Origin of the sequence: Enterobacter sp. Ag1 (assembly GCA_000277545.1) — a bacterium.
Lineage (GTDB): Bacteria > Pseudomonadota > Gammaproteobacteria > Enterobacterales > Enterobacteriaceae > Cedecea.
The window spans coordinates 47,691-65,285 of record AKXM01000027.1 but is presented as its reverse complement, the minus strand read 5'-3'; the positions used below and the strand labels follow the sequence as shown (position 1 = coordinate 65,285).

11 protein-coding genes are annotated in these 17,595 nt (G+C 57.1%); 7 read left to right on the top strand and 4 right to left on the bottom strand.

Annotated features, from left to right (window positions below):
• Positions 1–2 precede the first annotated feature (2 nt).
• The 6 genes from asd to glgP all read left to right on the top strand — a co-directional run bounded on the left by asd (position 3) and on the right by glgP (position 10,856).
• Positions 3–1,109 (top strand): aspartate-semialdehyde dehydrogenase, encoded by a 1,107-nt coding sequence (gene asd / locus A936_RS11455; RefSeq protein WP_008457907.1) that lies wholly within the window; start codon positions 3–5, stop codon positions 1,107–1,109.
• A gap of 261 nt (positions 1,110–1,370) precedes the next feature.
• On the top strand, positions 1,371–3,560 hold the full coding sequence (gene glgB, locus A936_RS11450; RefSeq protein WP_008457905.1) for a 1,4-alpha-glucan branching enzyme: 2,190 nt from the start codon (positions 1,371–1,373) through the stop codon (positions 3,558–3,560).
• A complete protein-coding gene (gene glgX / locus A936_RS11445; RefSeq protein ID WP_008457903.1) occupies positions 3,557–5,539 on the top strand; it encodes a glycogen debranching protein GlgX in 1,983 nt (660 codons plus the stop codon). Before glgB ends, glgX begins: the two co-directional genes overlap by 4 nt.
• Positions 5,540–5,553: 14 nt before the next feature.
• A complete protein-coding gene (gene glgC / locus A936_RS11440; RefSeq protein WP_008457902.1) occupies positions 5,554–6,837 on the top strand; it encodes a glucose-1-phosphate adenylyltransferase in 1,284 nt (427 codons plus the stop codon).
• A 111-nt stretch (positions 6,838–6,948) separates the two neighbouring features.
• Entirely contained in the window at positions 6,949–8,382 is a 1,434-nt protein-coding gene (gene glgA, locus A936_RS11435) for a glycogen synthase GlgA (protein ID WP_008457900.1), read from the top strand.
• 26 nt (positions 8,383–8,408) lie between these two features.
• Positions 8,409–10,856: a glycogen phosphorylase gene (gene glgP, locus A936_RS11430; RefSeq protein WP_008457899.1), complete on the top strand. Its 2,448-nt coding sequence runs from the start codon at positions 8,409–8,411 to the stop codon at positions 10,854–10,856.
• 145 nt (positions 10,857–11,001) lie between these two features.
• Here glgP and A936_RS11425 read toward each other — a convergent pair whose 3' ends face one another.
• The 3 genes from A936_RS11425 to glpE all read right to left on the bottom strand — a co-directional run bounded on the left by A936_RS11425 (position 11,002) and on the right by glpE (position 13,003).
• Positions 11,002–11,760, bottom strand: a complete 759-nt coding sequence (locus A936_RS11425) for a DeoR/GlpR family transcriptional regulator (protein ID WP_008457897.1) — start codon at positions 11,758–11,760, stop codon at positions 11,002–11,004.
• A gap of 17 nt (positions 11,761–11,777) precedes the next feature.
• Positions 11,778–12,599, bottom strand: coding sequence for a rhomboid family intramembrane serine protease GlpG (gene glpG, locus A936_RS11420; RefSeq protein WP_008457895.1), 822 nt, complete (start codon positions 12,597–12,599; stop codon positions 11,778–11,780).
• Positions 12,600–12,676: 77 nt separating this feature from the next.
• Positions 12,677–13,003: a thiosulfate sulfurtransferase GlpE gene (gene glpE / locus A936_RS11415; RefSeq protein ID WP_008457894.1), complete on the bottom strand. Its 327-nt coding sequence runs from the start codon at positions 13,001–13,003 to the stop codon at positions 12,677–12,679.
• 195 nt (positions 13,004–13,198) lie between these two features.
• On the opposite strand from glpE, the gene glpD reads away from it, so the two are divergent.
• Positions 13,199–14,707, top strand: coding sequence for a glycerol-3-phosphate dehydrogenase (gene glpD / locus A936_RS11410; protein ID WP_008457892.1), 1,509 nt, complete (start codon positions 13,199–13,201; stop codon positions 14,705–14,707).
• A gap of 128 nt (positions 14,708–14,835) precedes the next feature.
• On the opposite strand, the gene malT is transcribed toward glpD, so the two are convergent.
• Entirely contained in the window at positions 14,836–17,541 is a 2,706-nt protein-coding gene (gene malT, locus A936_RS11405) for an HTH-type transcriptional regulator MalT (protein ID WP_008457891.1), read from the bottom strand.
• Between the last annotated feature and the right edge of the window lie 54 nt (positions 17,542–17,595).

The following is a 17,595-nucleotide window of genomic DNA, read 5'->3' as shown; positions in this document are numbered from 1 at the left end:
CTATGAAAAATGTTGGTTTTATTGGCTGGCGCGGTATGGTCGGCTCTGTACTCATGCAACGCATGGTGGAAGAGCGCGATTTTGACGCCATTCGTCCGGTTTTCTTCTCCACTTCCCAGCTTGGGCAGGCAGCCCCTATGTTTGCCGGCACCACCGGCGGTACACTGCAGGACGCATTTGATCTGGAAGCGCTGAAGGCGCTGGATATCATCGTGACCTGCCAGGGCGGCGATTATACCAACGAAATCTATCCAAAGCTCCGTGAAAGCGGCTGGCAGGGTTACTGGATCGACGCAGCTTCTTCTCTACGCATGAAAGATGACGCGATTATTATCCTCGACCCGGTAAACCAGCACGTTATTCAGGAAGGCCTGAACAAAGGTGTGAAAACCTTCGTCGGCGGTAACTGCACCGTCAGCCTGATGCTGATGTCCCTCGGCGGCCTGTTTGCCAACGACCTGGTTGACTGGGTTTCCGTGGCGACTTACCAGGCGGCATCCGGCGGCGGCGCGCGTCATATGCGCGAGCTACTGAACCAAATGGGCCAGCTGTACGGCGAAGTCTCTACCGAACTGGCAAATCCGGCTTCCGCTATTCTTGATATCGAACGTAAGGTCACCGAACTTGGCCGCAGCGGCAAACTGCCGGTGGATAACTTCGGCGTGCCGCTGGCCGGGAGCCTGATCCCGTGGATCGACAAGCAGCTCGACAACGGCCAGAGCCGTGAAGAGTGGAAAGGCCAGGCCGAGACCAACAAAATTCTTGCGACCTCTGCTGTTATCCCGGTTGACGGTCTGTGCGTGCGCGTTGGCGCGCTGCGCTGCCACAGCCAGGCATTCACCATCAAGCTGAAAAAAGACGTGTCTATTCCTACCGTGGAAGAGCTGCTGGCCGCGCACAACCCGTGGGCGAAAGTGGTGCCAAACGACCGCGATATCACCATGCGTGAACTGACGCCTGCCGCGGTAACCGGCACGCTGTCGACGCCGGTTGGCCGTCTGCGCAAGCTGAACATGGGGCCGGAGTACCTTTCCGCCTTCACCGTCGGCGACCAGCTGCTGTGGGGCGCCGCCGAACCGCTCCGCAGAATGCTGCGGTCACTCGCATAATTACACTTATTTACCTGAGGGGCTTTGTGGCCCCTCTTTTTTTGCCCGTAATTTAAGGTACAACGGAATTCATTAATTAATTTCACGAGGAGTTAATAAAGCGTTGGCTATGCTTAAGTCAGCACGCGCAAGCGTTTTGGCGAGTATTGGGCGAACTGGCTTACAGGAGTTGCGCGCCGTTCGTCGGGGTCAATGATAAGTGTCGTATCCGCACGCAGGCGTAGGGCGGGTCATCGGTGACACATAAAAAAGGAAAATGCCATGTCTGTTCTGCCGGAAAGAGACGTGATTAATGCGCTAATTGCGGGTCATTTTGCCGATCCGTTTTCCCTGCTGGGAATGCACCAAACCGACGCCGGGCTTGAAGTTCGGGCACTCCTGCCTGACGCCACCGAAGTGTGGGTTATTGAGCCTAAAACAGGGCGTAAAGTCGCCCAGCTCGACTGCCTCGATTCCCGCGGCTTCTTCTGCGGGCTGATCCCTCGCCGTAAAAATGCTTTTCGCTACCAGCTTGCCGTTGTCTGGCACGGCCAGGAAAACCTGATCGACGATCCCTACCGTTTTGGTCCTTTGACTCAGGAGCTGGATAGCTGGCTGCTCTCAGAAGGCACGCATTTACGCCCTTATGAAACGCTGGGTGCGCATGCAGATACCATGGACGGCGTGACCGGAACGCGTTTCTTGCTGTGGGCCCCCAACGCCCGTCGCGTTTCCGTGGTGGGGCAGTTTAACTATTGGGATGGCCGCCGCCATCCGATGCGGCTGCGGCGCGAAAGCGGCATTTGGGAGCTGTTTATCCCCGGGGCGCACAACGGCCAGCTTTATAAATTTGAATTGCTGGACGCCGAAGGGCGGCTGCGTATTAAAGCCGATCCTTATGCTTTTGAAGCGCAAATGCGCCCGGAAACGGCCTCGCTGATTTGCGGCCTGCCGGAGAAAACCACGCTCAGCCCCGAGCGGCAGAAAGCTAACGGTTTTGATCAACCCATCTCCATCTATGAGGTGCATCTCGGCTCCTGGCGTCGCCACACCGACAATAATTTCTGGCTCAGCTACCGCGAACTGGCGGATCAGCTCATTCCCTACGTCAAAGAGATGGGCTTTACCCATCTTGAACTGCTGCCGGTTAACGAGCATCCGTTTGACGGCAGCTGGGGCTATCAGCCGCAGGGGCTTTACGCGCCGACGCGTCGTTTCGGTACTCGCGACGACTTCCTCTATTTCATCAGAACCGCCCACGAAGCCGGGCTTAATGTTCTGCTGGACTGGGTACCGGGCCATTTCCCGACGGATGACGCCGGGCTGGCGAAGTTCGACGGCACCGCGCTGTATGAACACGGCAATCCGCAAGAGGGCTACCACCAGGACTGGAACACGCTGATTTACAACTATGGCCGCCGGGAAGTCAGCAACTATCTGGTGGGCAACGCGCTCTACTGGATTGAGCGGTTTGGCATTGACGGCCTGCGTGTGGATGCCGTGGCGTCGATGATTTATCGCGACTATAGCCGGGAAAGCGGCCAATGGGTGCCGAATGAGCACGGCGGGCGTGAGAACCTGGAAGCGATTGCGTTTTTGCGTAGCACTAACCGCATCATCGGCGAGCAAACCCCGGGGGCGGTGACCATGGCGGAAGAGTCCACCGATTTTGCCGGTGTCTCTCGCCCACCAGGTATGGGCGGCCTGGGGTTCTGGTTTAAGTGGAACCTGGGCTGGATGCACGACACGCTCGATTACATGAAGCTTGACCCGGTATACCGCCAGTACCATCACGACAAAATGACCTTCGGCATGCTGTACAACGGCACCGAAAACTTTGTGCTGCCGCTGTCTCACGATGAAGTCGTGCACGGCAAAAAATCCATTCTTGATCGTATGCCGGGGGATGCCTGGCAGAAGTTTGCCAATCTTCGCGCCTACTACGGCTGGATGTGGGCATTTCCAGGCAAAAAGCTGCTGTTTATGGGCAACGAATTTGCCCATGGGCGAGAGTGGAACCACGACAGCAGCCTCGACTGGCACCTGCTGCAGGGCGGCGATAACTGGCACCACGGCGTGCAGCGCCTCGTACGCGACCTGAATCATACCTATCGGCGTCATGCGGCCTTGCATCAGCTGGATTTTGACGGCTACGGCTTTGAATGGCTGGTGGTGGAAGATAAGGCCAATTCAGTCTTTATTTTCGTGCGGCGTGATGCCGAGGGCAATGAAGTGATTGTCGCCAGCAACTTTACGCCGGTGCCGCGTTACCACTATCGCTTCGGCATCAACCAGCCAGGGCGCTGGCGCGAAGAGCTGAATACCGACTCCATGCACTATCACGGCAGCAACGCCGGTAACAGCGGCACGGTGCGTAGCGAGGCGGTGCCAAGCCACGGTCGCGACCATTCGCTGTGTATTACGCTACCGCCGCTGGCCACGCTCTGGTTGATCCGCGAGGGGGACGCATGACGCAGCTTACCCAAGGCAGTCCGGCTCCTTTTGGGGCGTATTTCGACGGCAAAGGCGTTAACTTCACGCTCTATTCCGTGCATGCGGAAAAGATCGAGCTGTGCTTGTTCGACGAGCATGGCCACGAGCGCCGCTACGACATGCCTGCGCGCTCCGGGGATATCTGGCACGGCTATTTGCCGGATGGCAAGCCGGGGCAGCTGTACGGCTACCGGGTTCATGGCCCGTGGGCACCTGAGCAGGGCCACCGTTTCAACCCGGCGAAGCTGCTGCTCGATCCCTGTGCTCGCGTGGTCGTCGGCGGGGCAGAAGATCACCCGCATTTTCACTGCGGCTACGATGAGCCCAACCTTGAAGACAGCGCCCCGCACATGGCGAAGTGCGTGGTGGTCAGAGAAAAATTTGACTGGGAAGACGACTGGCCGCTCCGAACGCCGTGGGGCAACACGGTTATCTATGAAGCTCATGTTCGCGGGCTGACGTTGCTCCACCCCGGCATCCCGGAAGAGCTGCGTGGGACTTATGCCGCGCTGGGGCATCCGGTGATGATCGACTACTTCAAGCGCCTGGGCATCACGGCGCTTGAGCTGCTGCCCGTGGCGCATTTTGTTACCGAGCCACGCATTTCCCAGCTTGGGCTGAGTAACTATTGGGGTTACAACCCTCGCGCTTTCTATGCCGTTGAAAGCTACTACGCGATAGACCAGAACCCCCACAACGCTGCCAACGAGCTGCGTGGCGCCATCAAAGCGCTGCATCAGGCCGGTATAGAAGTGATCCTCGACATTGTGTTGAACCACAGCGCGGAGCTGGACAAGGACGGCCCAACGCTGTCGCTGAGCGGAATCGACAACCGTAGCTATTATTGGTTAATGGACAATGGCGATTACCAGAACTGGACCGGCTGCGGGAACACCCTGAATCTCAGCACGCCGGGCGTGGTTGCCCTGATGATCGACTGCCTGCGCTACTGGGTGGACAGTTTTCACGTGGACGGTTTCCGGTTCGATTTGGCTTCGGTAATGGGGCGCACGCCCGAATTTCGGCATGACGCCCCGCTGTTTGAGGCAATCAAAAACGATCCTCACCTGTCGCAGGTGAAGCTGATTGCGGAGCCCTGGGACATCGGCCAGGGCGGTTATCAGGTCGGTAATTTCCCTCCGCTGTTTGCCGAATGGAACGATCATTTCAGGGACGGGATGCGCCGCTTCTGGCTCCAGCAGGATCTCTCTTTGGGCGGCTTCGCCTGCCGCTTTGCTGGCTCGAGCGACGTTTATCGCCACGGCGAAAGGCTGCCTTCCACCAGCATTAATTTAATCACCGCCCATGATGGTTTTACGCTGCGGGATTGCGTGAGTTTTAACCAGAAGCATAACGAAGCCAACGGCGAAGATAACCGCGACGGCACCAACAGCAATTTTAGTAACAACTATGGGTTTGAAGGGCTTGAAGCCAGCTTGATTACCAAGGAACGGCGGCGCGACAGCGTGCATGCCCTGCTCACCACGCTGCTGCTCTCGCAGGGCACACCGATGCTGCTTGCCGGGGATGAACACGGCCACAGCCAGCACGGCAACAACAATGCCTACTGCCAGGACAACGTGCTGACCTGGCTTGACTGGGCTGAGGGCAATGACGGCCTGACGGCCTTTACGGCGGCGCTCCTCCAGCTTCGACAGGCGATCCCGGCGCTGACCGCCAACCGCTGGTGGGAAGAGGGTGATGGCAACGTCCGTTGGCTGAATAAAGACGCGCAACCCCTGAACGTCGATGAGTGGCAAAACGGCGTACATCGCCTGCAAATCCAGCTGTCCGACCGCTGGCTTATCGCAATTAACGCGACCGAAGATGTTGCGGACATCGTTCTACCTGAGGGGGAATGGCACGCTGTTCCTCCGTTTGCCGGAGAGGACAACCCGGTCGTGATGGTTGTATGGCATGGTCCCGCGCACGGAGTTTGCGTGTTCCACAAGTCATGAAAAAGGAGTTCGTCATGGTTAGGTTTGAGAAAAACGATCCGCTGATGTTGGCCCGCCAGCTGCCCATCAAATCCGTTGCGTTAATTCTGGCCGGTGGCCGCGGGACTCGACTGAAGGATCTCACGTCGACCCGCGCCAAGCCTGCTGTTCACTTTGGCGGCAAGTTCCGCATTATTGATTTTGCGCTATCCAACTGCATTAACTCCGGCATTCGCCGCATTGGGGTGATTACTCAATATCAATCGCACACCCTGGTGCAGCATATTCAGCGCGGCTGGTCTTTTTTCAGCGAAGAGATGAACGAGTTTGTGGATTTGCTGCCCGCCCAGCAGCGCGTACACGGTGAAAACTGGTATCGCGGCACGGCGGACGCCGTGACCCAGAACCTCGACATTATTCGACGTTACGACGCCGAATATGTGGTCATCCTGGCCGGGGACCACATCTACAAGCAGGACTACTCGCGCATGCTGATCGATCACGTCGAAAAGGGCGCACGCTGCACCGTGGCCTGCATGCCGGTGCCGGTGCATGAAGCATCAGCGTTTGGCGTTATGGCGGTGGATGCGGACGAAAAAATTATCGATTTCGTGGAGAAGCCGGAAAACCCGCCGACGATGCCCAACGACAGCAGTAAGTCTCTGGCCAGCATGGGCATCTACGTTTTTGATGCGGATTACCTGTTTAAGCTCCTGGAAGAAGATGACCGGGATGAAAACTCCAGCCACGATTTTGGCAAAGACATTATCCCGAAAATCACTCGCGCGGGAGAAGCTTACGCCCACCCGTTCCCGCTCTCCTGCGTACAGTCCGACCCTAACGCCGAGCCTTACTGGCGCGATGTAGGCACGCTGGAAGCCTACTGGAAAGCCAACCTTGACCTGGCCTCGGTGATGCCGGAACTGGATATGTATGACCAGGCCTGGCCGATCCGCACCCATATGGAGCCGCTGCCGCCCGCTAAATTCGTTCAGGATCGCTCCGGCAGTCACGGCATGACGCTGAACTCGCTGGTGTCCGGCGGCTGCATTATTTCTGGTTCAGTCGTTGTGCAGTCGGTGCTGTTTCCTCGCGTGCGTATCAACTCGTTCTGCAACATCGATTCATCCGTCCTGCTGCCGGACGTTATTGTCGGTCGCTCCTGCCGATTACGCCGCTGCATTATCGACCGCGCCTGCGTGATCCCTGAAGGCATGGTGGTTGGCGAAAATGCCGAAGAGGATGCGCGCCGTTTTTATCGCTCTGAAGAGGGCATTGTACTGGTCACGCGTGAGATGCTGGCGAAGCTGCAGGGCTAAAACGCGTAGAAGATTGGCCTGCGCACGGTGATGCCGTGCGCGGTTATTTTATCGTTCGGCGTTGCCTGATGATTAAGACACAGCGCCGCGACTTTCCATATGGGAGCGATAATGCAGGTCTTACATGTCTGTTCCGAGATGTTTCCTTTGCTGAAAACGGGCGGCCTTGCGGATGTGCTGGGCGCTTTGCCTGCGGCACAAATTGCCGGCGGCGTTGATACGCGCGTTCTGCTGCCCGCCTTTCCTGATGTGCGGCGAGGAATCGAAGATATTCAGGTGGTTGCCCACCGACAGACGTTCGCAGGCCCAATGCGTCTGCTCTACGGCCACTACAACGGCGTTGGTATTTACCTGATTGATGCCCCCCATCTTTATGAACGCCCGGGCAGCCCATACCACGACACGAACCAGTTTGCTTACCAGGACAACGTACTGCGCTTTGCGCTGCTTGGCTGGGTTGGGGCGGAAATGGCCTGCGGCCTGGATCCTTTCTGGCATCCCGATGTGGTGCATGCCCACGACTGGCACGCCGGGCTGACGCCGGCCTATCTCGAGGTTCGCGGGCGGCCAGCCAGGTCGGTATTTACCGTCCATAACCTCGCCTACCAGGGAATGTTCTATGCTCATCACTTAAGTGAAATTGATTTGCCGTGGTGGGTCTACGATATGAACGGGCTGGAATTCCACGGCCAGATTTCGTACCTGAAGGCCGGGCTTTACTATGCCGACCACATTACCGCCGTCAGCCCAACCTATGCTCGGGAGATTACCGACCCGCATTTTGCCTATGGCATGGAAGGGCTGCTGCGCCAGCGCCAGCGTGAAGGGCGCCTGTCGGGCATTTTAAACGGCGTGGACGACAAGATCTGGAACCCGGAAAGCGACCTGCTGCTGGCCTCGCGGTATAACCGCGATTCGCTGGAGGAGAAAGCCGAAAACAAACGCCAGCTGCAGGTAGCGATGGGGCTGAAGGTGAACGACAAAGTCCCGCTGTTCGCGGTGGTCAGTCGGTTAACCAACCAAAAAGGGCTGGATCTGGTGCTTGAGGCATTGCCGGGGTTGCTGGAGCAGGGCGGGCAGCTGGCGCTGCTGGGCGCCGGGGATTCCGTGCTGCAGGAAGGGTTCCTGGCGGCGGCGGCCGAGCATCCCGGCCAGGTCGGCGTCCAGATTGGCTATCACGAGGCATTTTCCCACCGCATCATGGGCGGTGCCGACGTGATTTTAGTCCCGAGCCGCTTTGAGCCCTGCGGCTTAACGCAGCTCTATGGTCTGAAATATGGCACCTTGCCGCTGGTGCGGCGAACCGGTGGCCTGGCTGACACCGTGTCTGATACTTCTCTCGAGAATCTGGCTGACGGTGTGGCGACCGGTTTTGTGTTTGAAGACAGTAATGCCTGGTCGCTGCTTCGCGCGATCCGGCGTGCTTTCGTGCTGTGGTCCCGCCCGTCGCTGTGGCGTTTTGTGCAGCGGCAGGCAATGAATATGGATTTTAGCTGGCAGGTAGCGGCGCAGTCATACCGCGACCTTTATCAACGCTTGATGTAATTACCCATACACCAGGAATCACTGATATGAACGCACCCTTTTCCTATGCATCACCCACGCTGAGCGTCGAGGCGCTTAAACACTCGATTGCCTATAAGCTGATGTTTACGGTGGGGAAAGACCCTGCCATCGCCAATAAACACGAGTGGCTTAACGCGACGCTGTTTGCCGTGCGCGACAGGCTGGTGGAGCGCTGGCTGCGTTCCAACCGCGCCCAGCTTTCCCAGGAAGTCCGCCAGGTTTACTACCTGTCGATGGAGTTTCTGATCGGACGCACGCTGTCGAACGCGCTGCTTTCCCTCGGCATCTATGAAGATGTGAAAAATGCCCTCGAAGAGATGGGCCTCGACCTCGAAGAGTTGATTGACGAGGAGAACGACCCCGGCCTGGGCAACGGCGGTTTGGGGCGTCTCGCCGCCTGTTTCCTCGATTCGCTGGCGACCCTGGGGCTGCCTGGGCGTGGCTACGGCATTCGTTACGACTACGGGATGTTCAAGCAGAACATCGTTGATGGCCGCCAGAAAGAGTCGCCGGACTACTGGCTTGAGTACGGCAACCCTTGGGAGTTTAAACGCCACAATACGCGCTACAAGGTGCGTTTCGGCGGGCGTATTCAGCAGGAAGGGAAAAAGTCTCGTTGGGTCGAAACCGAAGAGATCCTCGCGGTTGCCTATGACCAGATTATTCCGGGCTACGACACCGACGCGACCAACACGCTGCGGCTGTGGAACGCTCAGGCGAGCAGCGAGATCAACCTCGGTAAGTTTAACCAGGGTGATTATTTCGCGGCGGTGGAAGACAAAAACCACTCCGAAAACGTGTCCCGCGTGCTTTATCCCGATGACTCGACCTATTCCGGGCGTGAGCTTCGCCTGCGCCAGGAGTATTTCCTGGTTTCGGCGACCATGCAGGACATTCTGAGCCGCCATTATCAGCTGCATAAAACCTACGCCAACCTTGCGGATAAAATTGCGATTCACCTGAATGACACTCACCCGGTGCTGTCGATTCCGGAGTTGATGCGGCTGCTGATTGACGAGCATAAGTTTGAATGGGAGGAAGCGTTCGAAGTGACCTGCCAGGTCTTCTCGTACACCAACCACACGCTGATGAGCGAGGCCCTGGAAACCTGGCCGGTGGACATGCTCGGCAAGATCCTGCCACGCCATCTGCAGATCATCTTTGAGATTAACGACTACTTCCTGAAAACCCTGCAGGAACAGTACCCGAACGACACGGGGCTGCTGGGCAGGGCATCGATCATCGACGAATCCAACGGCAGGCGAGTGCGGATGGCCTGGCTCGCGGTGGTGGTCAGCCATAAGGTGAACGGCGTGTCTGAGCTGCACTCCAATCTGATGGTGCAGTCCCTGTTTGCCGACTTCGCCAGTATCTTCCCGATGCGCTTTAGCAACAAAACGAACGGCGTCACGCCGCGCCGCTGGCTGGCGCTTGCCAACCCGGCGCTGTCTGAAGTGCTGGATGAGAATATCGGGCAGACCTGGCGGACGGACTTAAGCCAACTGAACGACCTGAAGCAGCACATTGACTACCCGACGGTGCATCAGGCGGTGCGTAAGGCCAAGCTGGCGAATAAAAAACGGCTGGCGACGTACATTGGGCAGCAACTGAATGTCGTGGTGAGCCCGGACGCCTTATTCGACGTGCAGATTAAGCGCATTCATGAATATAAGCGCCAGCTAATGAACGTCCTGCATGTGATCGCCCGCTATAACCGCATCAAGGCCGATCCTGAGGCGGAATGGGTGCCACGCGTGAATATTTTCGCGGGTAAAGCGGCATCGGCCTATTACATGGCGAAGCATATTATTCATCTTATCAACGACGTTGCGGAGGTCATCAACAACGACCTGCAGGTTAAAGATAAGCTGAAGGTGGTGTTTATCCCCAACTACAGCGTCAGCCTCGCCCAGTTGATTATTCCGGCGGCAGATCTCTCCGAGCAAATTTCGCTGGCGGGAACCGAAGCTTCGGGGACCAGTAACATGAAGTTTGCGCTTAACGGGGCGTTGACCATCGGGACGCTGGACGGCGCCAACGTGGAGATGCTCGACCACGTCGGCAAGGACAACATCTTTATCTTCGGCAACACCGCAGAAGAGGTGGAGACACTCCGCAGTAAAGGCTACAACCCTCGGGAGTATTACGAGAAGGATGAAGAACTGCGCCAGGTGCTGACGCAAATCGCGACGGGGGCATTCAGCCCCGGGGAGCCGGGGCGCTATCGGGACTTAGTCGACTCGCTGATTAACTTTGGCGATCACTACCAGGTGCTGGCGGATTACCGCAGCTATGTGGACTGTCAGGACAAGGTGGATGAGGTTTACCAGCAGCCGGAGGAGTGGACTATCCGCACGATGCACAATATTGCCAATATGGGCTATTTCTCGTCAGACAGGACGATTCAGGAGTATGCCGACGAGATTTGGCATATTAAGCCGGTGAGATTGTAACTTTTCCCCTCACCCTAACCCTCTCCCCACGAGGGAGAGGGGATCAGATCAAGGATGCTTCTTCATCCCCTACTTAGATGGGAGAAAAGGACCAAATTCTTTTCCCCCTCTCCCTTTCAGGAGAGGGCCGGGGCGAGGATAAAACTCAGCACAGCTCCAGCTGCACGTTATTCTCTTTAATCACCTGCATCACTCCTGCGGGCGGCACCACGTCGGTATACACGGTATCCACCAGGCTAATACTGCCCAGATTCACCATCGCATTACGGCCAAACTTCGAATGGTCCACGACCAGCAACACGCTGCGAGAGTTTTCGATAATCGCGCGCTTGGTGCGAACCTCGTGGTAGTCGAACTCAAGCAGCGAGCCGTCGCTGTCGATCCCACTGATGCCGAGAATACCGAAGTCGAGACGGAACTGGGAAATGAAGTCCAGCGTGGCCTCGCCGATAATGCCGCCATCGCGGCTGCGCAGCTCTCCGCCGGCCAGAATGATACGGAAATCTTCTTTAGCCATCAGCGTGTTCGCCACGTTGAGGTTGTTGGTCACAATGCGCAGATTGCTGTGATTAAGCAGCGCATGCGCCACGGCTTCCGGCGTCGTGCCGATGTCGATAAACAGCGTGGCGCCGTTAGGAATTTGGCTGGCAACCTTCTGCGCAATACGCTCTTTTTCTGCGGTTTGCGTTGCTTTTCGGTCATGCCACGGGGTGTTAACCGAGCTGGAGGGCAGGGCCGCCCCGCCGTGGTGGCGCAGGATCATATTCTGATCGGCCAGGTCGTTTAAATCCCGGCGGATGGTTTGCGGGCTGACGGCAAACTGTTCCACCAACTCTTCGGTACTGACGTATCCCTGCTGCTTAACCAGCTCAATAATCGCGTCATGACGTTGTGTCTGCTTCACAAGCTACTCCAGCATTGTTATGTTCGTTTTCGCGCATTCAGGGTATCTACCAGCGCCATCGCCAGGCCAACCAGCATGCCGGTCAGGTGCGCTGGAATGACAGCGGACTGAGTGAAGACCTCAATAACCAACCAAATTACCGCAAACGCCAGCAGCCCGCGCTGCATCTGAATGCCGCTGTCGGGATCTCGCTCTCCGCGCAGCCAGACATAACCCATCAGCGCAAACACCGTGCCTGACAGGCCGCCAAACAGTGGGCCGGTAAATTTTGCCTGCATAAAACCGCTCAGAAGGGTGGAGATAAGCGTCAGCGTCAGCAGTTTGCCGGTGCCGAGGCGTTTTTCGAGCGCGCCGCCTAAATACCACCACCATAGTAGGTTAAAGAGGATATGCAGCAAGGAGAAATGCAGTAATCCGTGCGTGAAATAGCGCCAAAACTCAAAGCGCTGCTCGGGCACGAGCGGCCAACCAAGCACGGAGATCACCGGACCGAAGCCCACGATATTGAGCAGGACAAACAGCGCGATACACACGCCGATGACGATAAGCGTCAGCGGGCCGGCGCGCTCTTTTATAGTGGCGAAAAAAGGATAGCGTTTATAGCTGAAACCCACGCCGCTGTGGCCGGTACTCCAGCTGGCGGCCTGGTAGCGCGGGTCGCCAGGGTTCGCGACGAACTTTTCCAGCTCGGCGCGGACATACTGTACCTGGTTCTCATCCGCCAGCCAGACATCGCTTTGCGTATGTTGCTGAATCGTAAGAATAACGCCCTGAGTTGCCATGTAATCGACAAAAGCCTGCGCCACGCGCGGGTTGGCGAAAGAGGTAATCATGATCATGAAAGTTTAACCAACTTCGTCTATAAAGCCGTACAAAGGCAAGCAGTATACCTGCAGGGAGCGACAAGGGCTGAACTTTACGCGCCGTGAGCGACTTCAGCCGGGAAATGGCGGTGCCAGGCATCAAAGCCACCGTCGATGCTGTAGACCTGGTCATAGCCTTGCTGCAGCAGATATTGGGCGGCGCCTTTGCTGCTGTTGCCGTGGTAGCACATCACCATGACCGGCGTGTCGAAGTCGGTTTGCTGCATAAAATTCACCAGCGTGTCGTTGGTAAGGTGGTAAGCCCCCGGCGTGTGTCCCATGGCAAAGCTCTGCGGATCGCGGATATCCACCAATACCGCCTGCTGCTGCTGGAGTTTCTGGTGTGCTTCTTCCACACCAATACATTCAAATTGATCCATGGTTTTACTCGTCGAGAAAGAAAGGAAACAAGGGGCATGTTAAGGCATCGCGCCCCGCTGGCGCTGATATTAACGCCAATATGTTATCCATATCACGTAGAAATGTTTTTATTTCGTTACCAAAGCGGGCGAACACTTGCTATCATGAGCGATATCGAACATTTTTGAGCTTTAACGAAAGTGCGTGAGGGCAACATGGAAACCAAAGATCTGATTGTTATTGGCGGTGGAATCAACGGCGCCGGTATTGCGGCGGACGCCGCTGGCCGCGGGTTATCCGTGTTGATGCTGGAGGGACAGGATCTGGCCTGCGCGACCTCTTCCGCCAGCTCGAAGCTGATTCACGGCGGCCTGCGTTACCTGGAGCATTATGAGTTTCGCCTGGTGAGTGAGGCGCTGGCGGAGCGTGAAGTGCTGTTGAAAATGGCGCCGCACATTGCCTTCCCTATGCGCTTTCGTTTGCCGCACCGGCCGCATCTTCGTCCGGCCTGGATGATTCGGACTGGCCTGTTCATGTACGATCATCTGGGGAAACGCACCAGTTTGCCGGCCTCGACCGGCTTGCGTTTTGGCGCAGATTCAGTGCTCAAGCCTGAGATCGTGCGCGGTTTCGAATATTCCGATTGCTGGGTGGATGATGCTCGCCTGGTGCTGGCTAACGCCCAAATGGTGACCCGCAAGGGCGGAGAGGTGAAAACCCGTACTCGCGCCACCAAAGCAACCCGCGAAAATGGGCTGTGGGTCGTTGAAGCGCAGGATATTGATACCGGCGAAACCTTTACCTGGCGCGCGAAAGGCCTGGTGAACGCCACCGGTCCGTGGGTGAAAACCTTCTTTGACGAAGGGCTACATCTGCCTTCGCCTTACGGTATCCGCCTGATCAAAGGCAGCCACATCGTGGTGCCTCGCGTGCATACCCAGAAGCAGGCTTACATCCTGCAAAACGAAGATAAACGTATTGTGTTTGTGATCCCGTGGATGGACGAATTCTCCATTATCGGCACCACCGACGTGGAATACCACGGTGACCCGAAAGCGGTGCAGATTGATGACAAAGAAGTGAGCTATCTGCTGAACGTTTACAACGCGCATTTCAAAAAGACGCTGACCAAAGATGATATCGTCTGGACCTATTCTGGCGTGCGCCCGCTGTGTGATGACGAGTCTGATTCTCCGCAGGCGGTAACCCGTGATTACACGCTGGATATTCATGACGAAAATGGTCAGGCTCCGCTGCTGTCGGTCTTTGGCGGTAAGCTGACGACCTACCGTAAGCTGGCTGAACATGCGCTGGATAAGCTGGAGCGTTACTACCCGAATATCGGCCCGGCCTGGACCAAAGAGTGCCGCCTGCCTGGCGGTGACATCGGTGGCGATCGCGATGATTATGCGGCCAAACTGCGCCGTCGTTACGGTTTCCTGACCGAAAGCCTTGCCCGTCACCTGGCGCGCACCTATGGCAGCAACAGCGACCTGGTGCTGGGCGAGGCCAAAACCCTGGGCGATCTGGGCGAAGATTTTGGCCATGAGTTTTATGAAGCCGAGCTTCGCTACCTGGTTGAGCATGAATGGGTCAGATGTGCGGAAGATGCACTGTGGCGCCGCACCAAACTGGGCATGTGGCTGAACGAAGAGCAGCAGGCGCGGGTGGCGCAGTGGCTGGTCAAGCAGGCGGCTAAAGCGGGACTGTCGCTGGCGTCTTAAAGAGAGTTGAACCCTTTTCAGTCCGAGTGTTGGCAGGTTCCGCTCATCTTCAGATTTTTATCCCCCCTCTCCCCTATGGGGAGAGGGCCGGGGTGAGGGGCTGAAACTAGCCTTCAGAATATCTCCAGCTAAACCCCATACCCCATCATCTTCAGTAATTTCTGTGCATGCTGTACCGCGTCCTGACGGTGCGCCACGCCCAGCTTCTGGTAAAGATTTCGGATATGCGTTTTGATGGTGGTGGCCGCAACATCCAACTCTCCGGCGATCTGCTCGTTGCTATAACCGGAATAAATCAGCCCCAATACCTGCCATTCTCGCTGCGTCAGCGGGCTGGTACGGATAAGCTCCGGCACTTCCGGGTGATTCAGCAGGCGGTTCACAAAGCTTTCATCAAAGTGCGCAAACTTATGGCGGTGGTGCTGGTTTATCTCACGCAGGATGCGTTGAGCGCGGTGCTGATCCAGCTCCGGCAGCGTGTTGAGCTGAATAAGCTGGCGCAGCTGCTGCGCCATCGCTTCCCCTTCGATAACGAAGTGACTGATAAACCCGGTGCGGTTTGCCAGCGCCAGAGCTTCCAGCAGCACGCGCTGAGCGTCACTTTTTCTGCCCGCCTGCCAGTAAAGCTGGTTGAGCAGCAGCAGGTTGCGGTTAAGGTCGCTCATCAGACGCAGGCTGCGGGCGTTTTCGTTAAGTTCTTCCAGCACCATTTCCGCCGGATCGTACTCACCCAGCAGGATTTGTACGCGGGCGATATTCCGCCACTGGCTTTGCAGGAAGTGGTTATTGGCAAATTCAGGCTTCGGCGTCTGGCGCAGCCAGTTGGCTGCCGACTTTTTATCGCCAATCATTTGCCAGTAAATCACCCGCACCTTGTCGGCGTTGGAGACCCAGTCGCTGTGCCAGGGACCGTTCCCAAGCAAATTTTCAAGGCGATTAAGGTGATTGCGAGCATTATCCAGGTCACCGCGCGCCAGTGAGCATTGCACCAGCAGCGCCAGGCACTGGAGCTGTTGCTGCGGCTGGAAGCTGGAAAGCACCTCCATCCCGCTACGGGCTGCCGCTTCGGCTTCATCCAGCCGGGCCCAGGCCCAAAGCAGCTGGGCGCGGATACGCTGTAGAAACTCGTGCAGTGGCAATTGTTCGAGGTGCTGCTCGCGGATCAGCACAAAGGCTTTTTCCTGGGTTTCCCAGGCGGCCTGTAAGAACCCCTGAGCCAGCAGGATTTCGCTTTGCTGAATCAGGCTCCACAGCGCGTAGTGCCACACATCGTGGCGGCGGGCCATTTGCTCGGTCTGCTGCATAACGGAAAGCGACTTTGTCAGATCGCCTTTGCAGTGCAGCACTTCGCCGTGAACCGAGGTGGCTACGATACGGCTGTAAAAATTGGCCAGCGGCAGCATTTCCAGTGCGACCATGGCCAGGCGCTCGGCTTCCGCCGGATCGCCCGCGTTGATGGCAACCTGGGCTCTCAGGGCGTTAAATTCACCGTGCAGCGTGTCGTCGATGACCAGGTCCATTTCCTGCTCGGCTCTTGCCAGCAGGGTATTCACTTCGCCGTAGCGGTGCTGGCTTTGCATCAGCCAGGCCTGCAGCAGCACAAGTTTTGGGTTTTCCAGCAGACTTTCCCACGGCAGCGCCTTCAGTGACTCCTCGAGCAGCGTCAGTTCGCTGTGGTTAAACAGCGCCCACGCGTGGCCCAGCAGAATATCGCGCAGCATATTGGCGTCACCTGCCGCCAGCGCGTGGTGAATGGCCTCGCTTGGGAAGCCTTGCGCCATCCAACTTTCGGCGGCCGCCCGGTGAATATCCGGCAGCTCTGCGGCCAGCTCCCACTGGCAGCGCTGGCGAAGGAAACTGCCAAACAGCGGGTGGAAGCAGAACCATTCGCCGGAATCGTCCATACGCTGCAGGAACAAGCCCTGGCGCTCAATCTCCTCCAGCCGCATCTGGCCATTTTCTTCACCCGTTACCTGGATGATCAATGCGTCATTCATTGAGCGCAGGATGGAGCTTCTCAGCAGGAAGTTGCGGGTATCGGCATCAACGTTGTTCAGGACTTCATCCACCAGATAATCTGAAAGATGGCTGGCGTTAATGCCCGACAGACGGCGTGCGGAATGTTGAGCTGGTGTATTGCTCTGGCGCGCGGACAAGGCGATTAACTGGAGCGCCGTTACCCAGCCAGCAACGTCATCACACAGGCGGCTGCTGTCCGCTTGTTCAATCGGCGTTGCCAGACGGTTGTCGAAGAACTGTTTGGCTTCCTGATGCGTAAAGGCGAGCTGCTGGCTACCAATTTCCAGGAGCTGATCGCGCACGCGAAGGTTGGCAATGCCAAGCTGCGGGAGATTGCGCGACAGGATCACCAGTGTCAGGTTTTCTGGCTGGTGGCGAATGAAAAAGCGCATGGCTTCATGAATAACCGGGTTGGCAATCAGATGATAATCATCAATCACCAGGTACAGCGGTTTGTCCCATCCCGCCAGCTCAATGAACAGCTGAGAAAAGAGCGAAGACAGGCTGGCGTATTGCCGCTTTTGCGCCATGATTTCGCTACTGGCGCAGTGGCCGCCGGTGGCGTGCTGCACGGCGGCAATCAGGTAGCTGGCAAAGCGCTCCTGCTGGTTATCTCCCTCATCGAGGGAATACCAACCCAGCTCTTTTCGCCCCGCCGCCCACTGCGACACGAGGGTCGTTTTACCATAACCGGCCGGGCTGGCGATCAGCGCTAAGCGATAGTTGGCGGCAGTTGAAAGCTTCACCAACAGGCGATCGCGAACCACAGTGTTTTCCAGCCGAACGGGGCGGCTTAATTTGGATGGGATTAACATAGTTGATCACTTCACTGTGTATAAATTTCCCCGGCATTTTTCGCGCTGCAGGGC

What these genes read in the sequence shown, in the direction of transcription:
- asd (WP_008457907.1), top strand. Translation starts at nt 3, where the DNA reads ATGAAAAATGTTGGTTTTATTGGCTGGCGCGGTATGGTCGGCTCTGTA.
- glgB (WP_008457905.1), top strand. Translation starts at nt 1,371, where the DNA reads ATGTCTGTTCTGCCGGAAAGAGACGTGATTAATGCGCTAATTGCGGGT.
- glgX (WP_008457903.1), top strand. Translation starts at nt 3,557, where the DNA reads ATGACGCAGCTTACCCAAGGCAGTCCGGCTCCTTTTGGGGCGTATTTC.
- glgC (WP_008457902.1), top strand. Translation starts at nt 5,554, where the DNA reads ATGGTTAGGTTTGAGAAAAACGATCCGCTGATGTTGGCCCGCCAGCTG.
- glgA (WP_008457900.1), top strand. Translation starts at nt 6,949, where the DNA reads ATGCAGGTCTTACATGTCTGTTCCGAGATGTTTCCTTTGCTGAAAACG.
- glgP (WP_008457899.1), top strand. Translation starts at nt 8,409, where the DNA reads ATGAACGCACCCTTTTCCTATGCATCACCCACGCTGAGCGTCGAGGCG.
- glpG (WP_008457895.1), bottom strand. Translation starts at nt 12,599, where the DNA reads ATGATCATGATTACCTCTTTCGCCAACCCGCGCGTGGCGCAGGCTTTT.
- glpE (WP_008457894.1), bottom strand. Translation starts at nt 13,003, where the DNA reads ATGGATCAATTTGAATGTATTGGTGTGGAAGAAGCACACCAGAAACTC.
- glpD (WP_008457892.1), top strand. Translation starts at nt 13,199, where the DNA reads ATGGAAACCAAAGATCTGATTGTTATTGGCGGTGGAATCAACGGCGCC.
- malT (WP_008457891.1), bottom strand. Translation starts at nt 17,541, where the DNA reads ATGTTAATCCCATCCAAATTAAGCCGCCCCGTTCGGCTGGAAAACACT.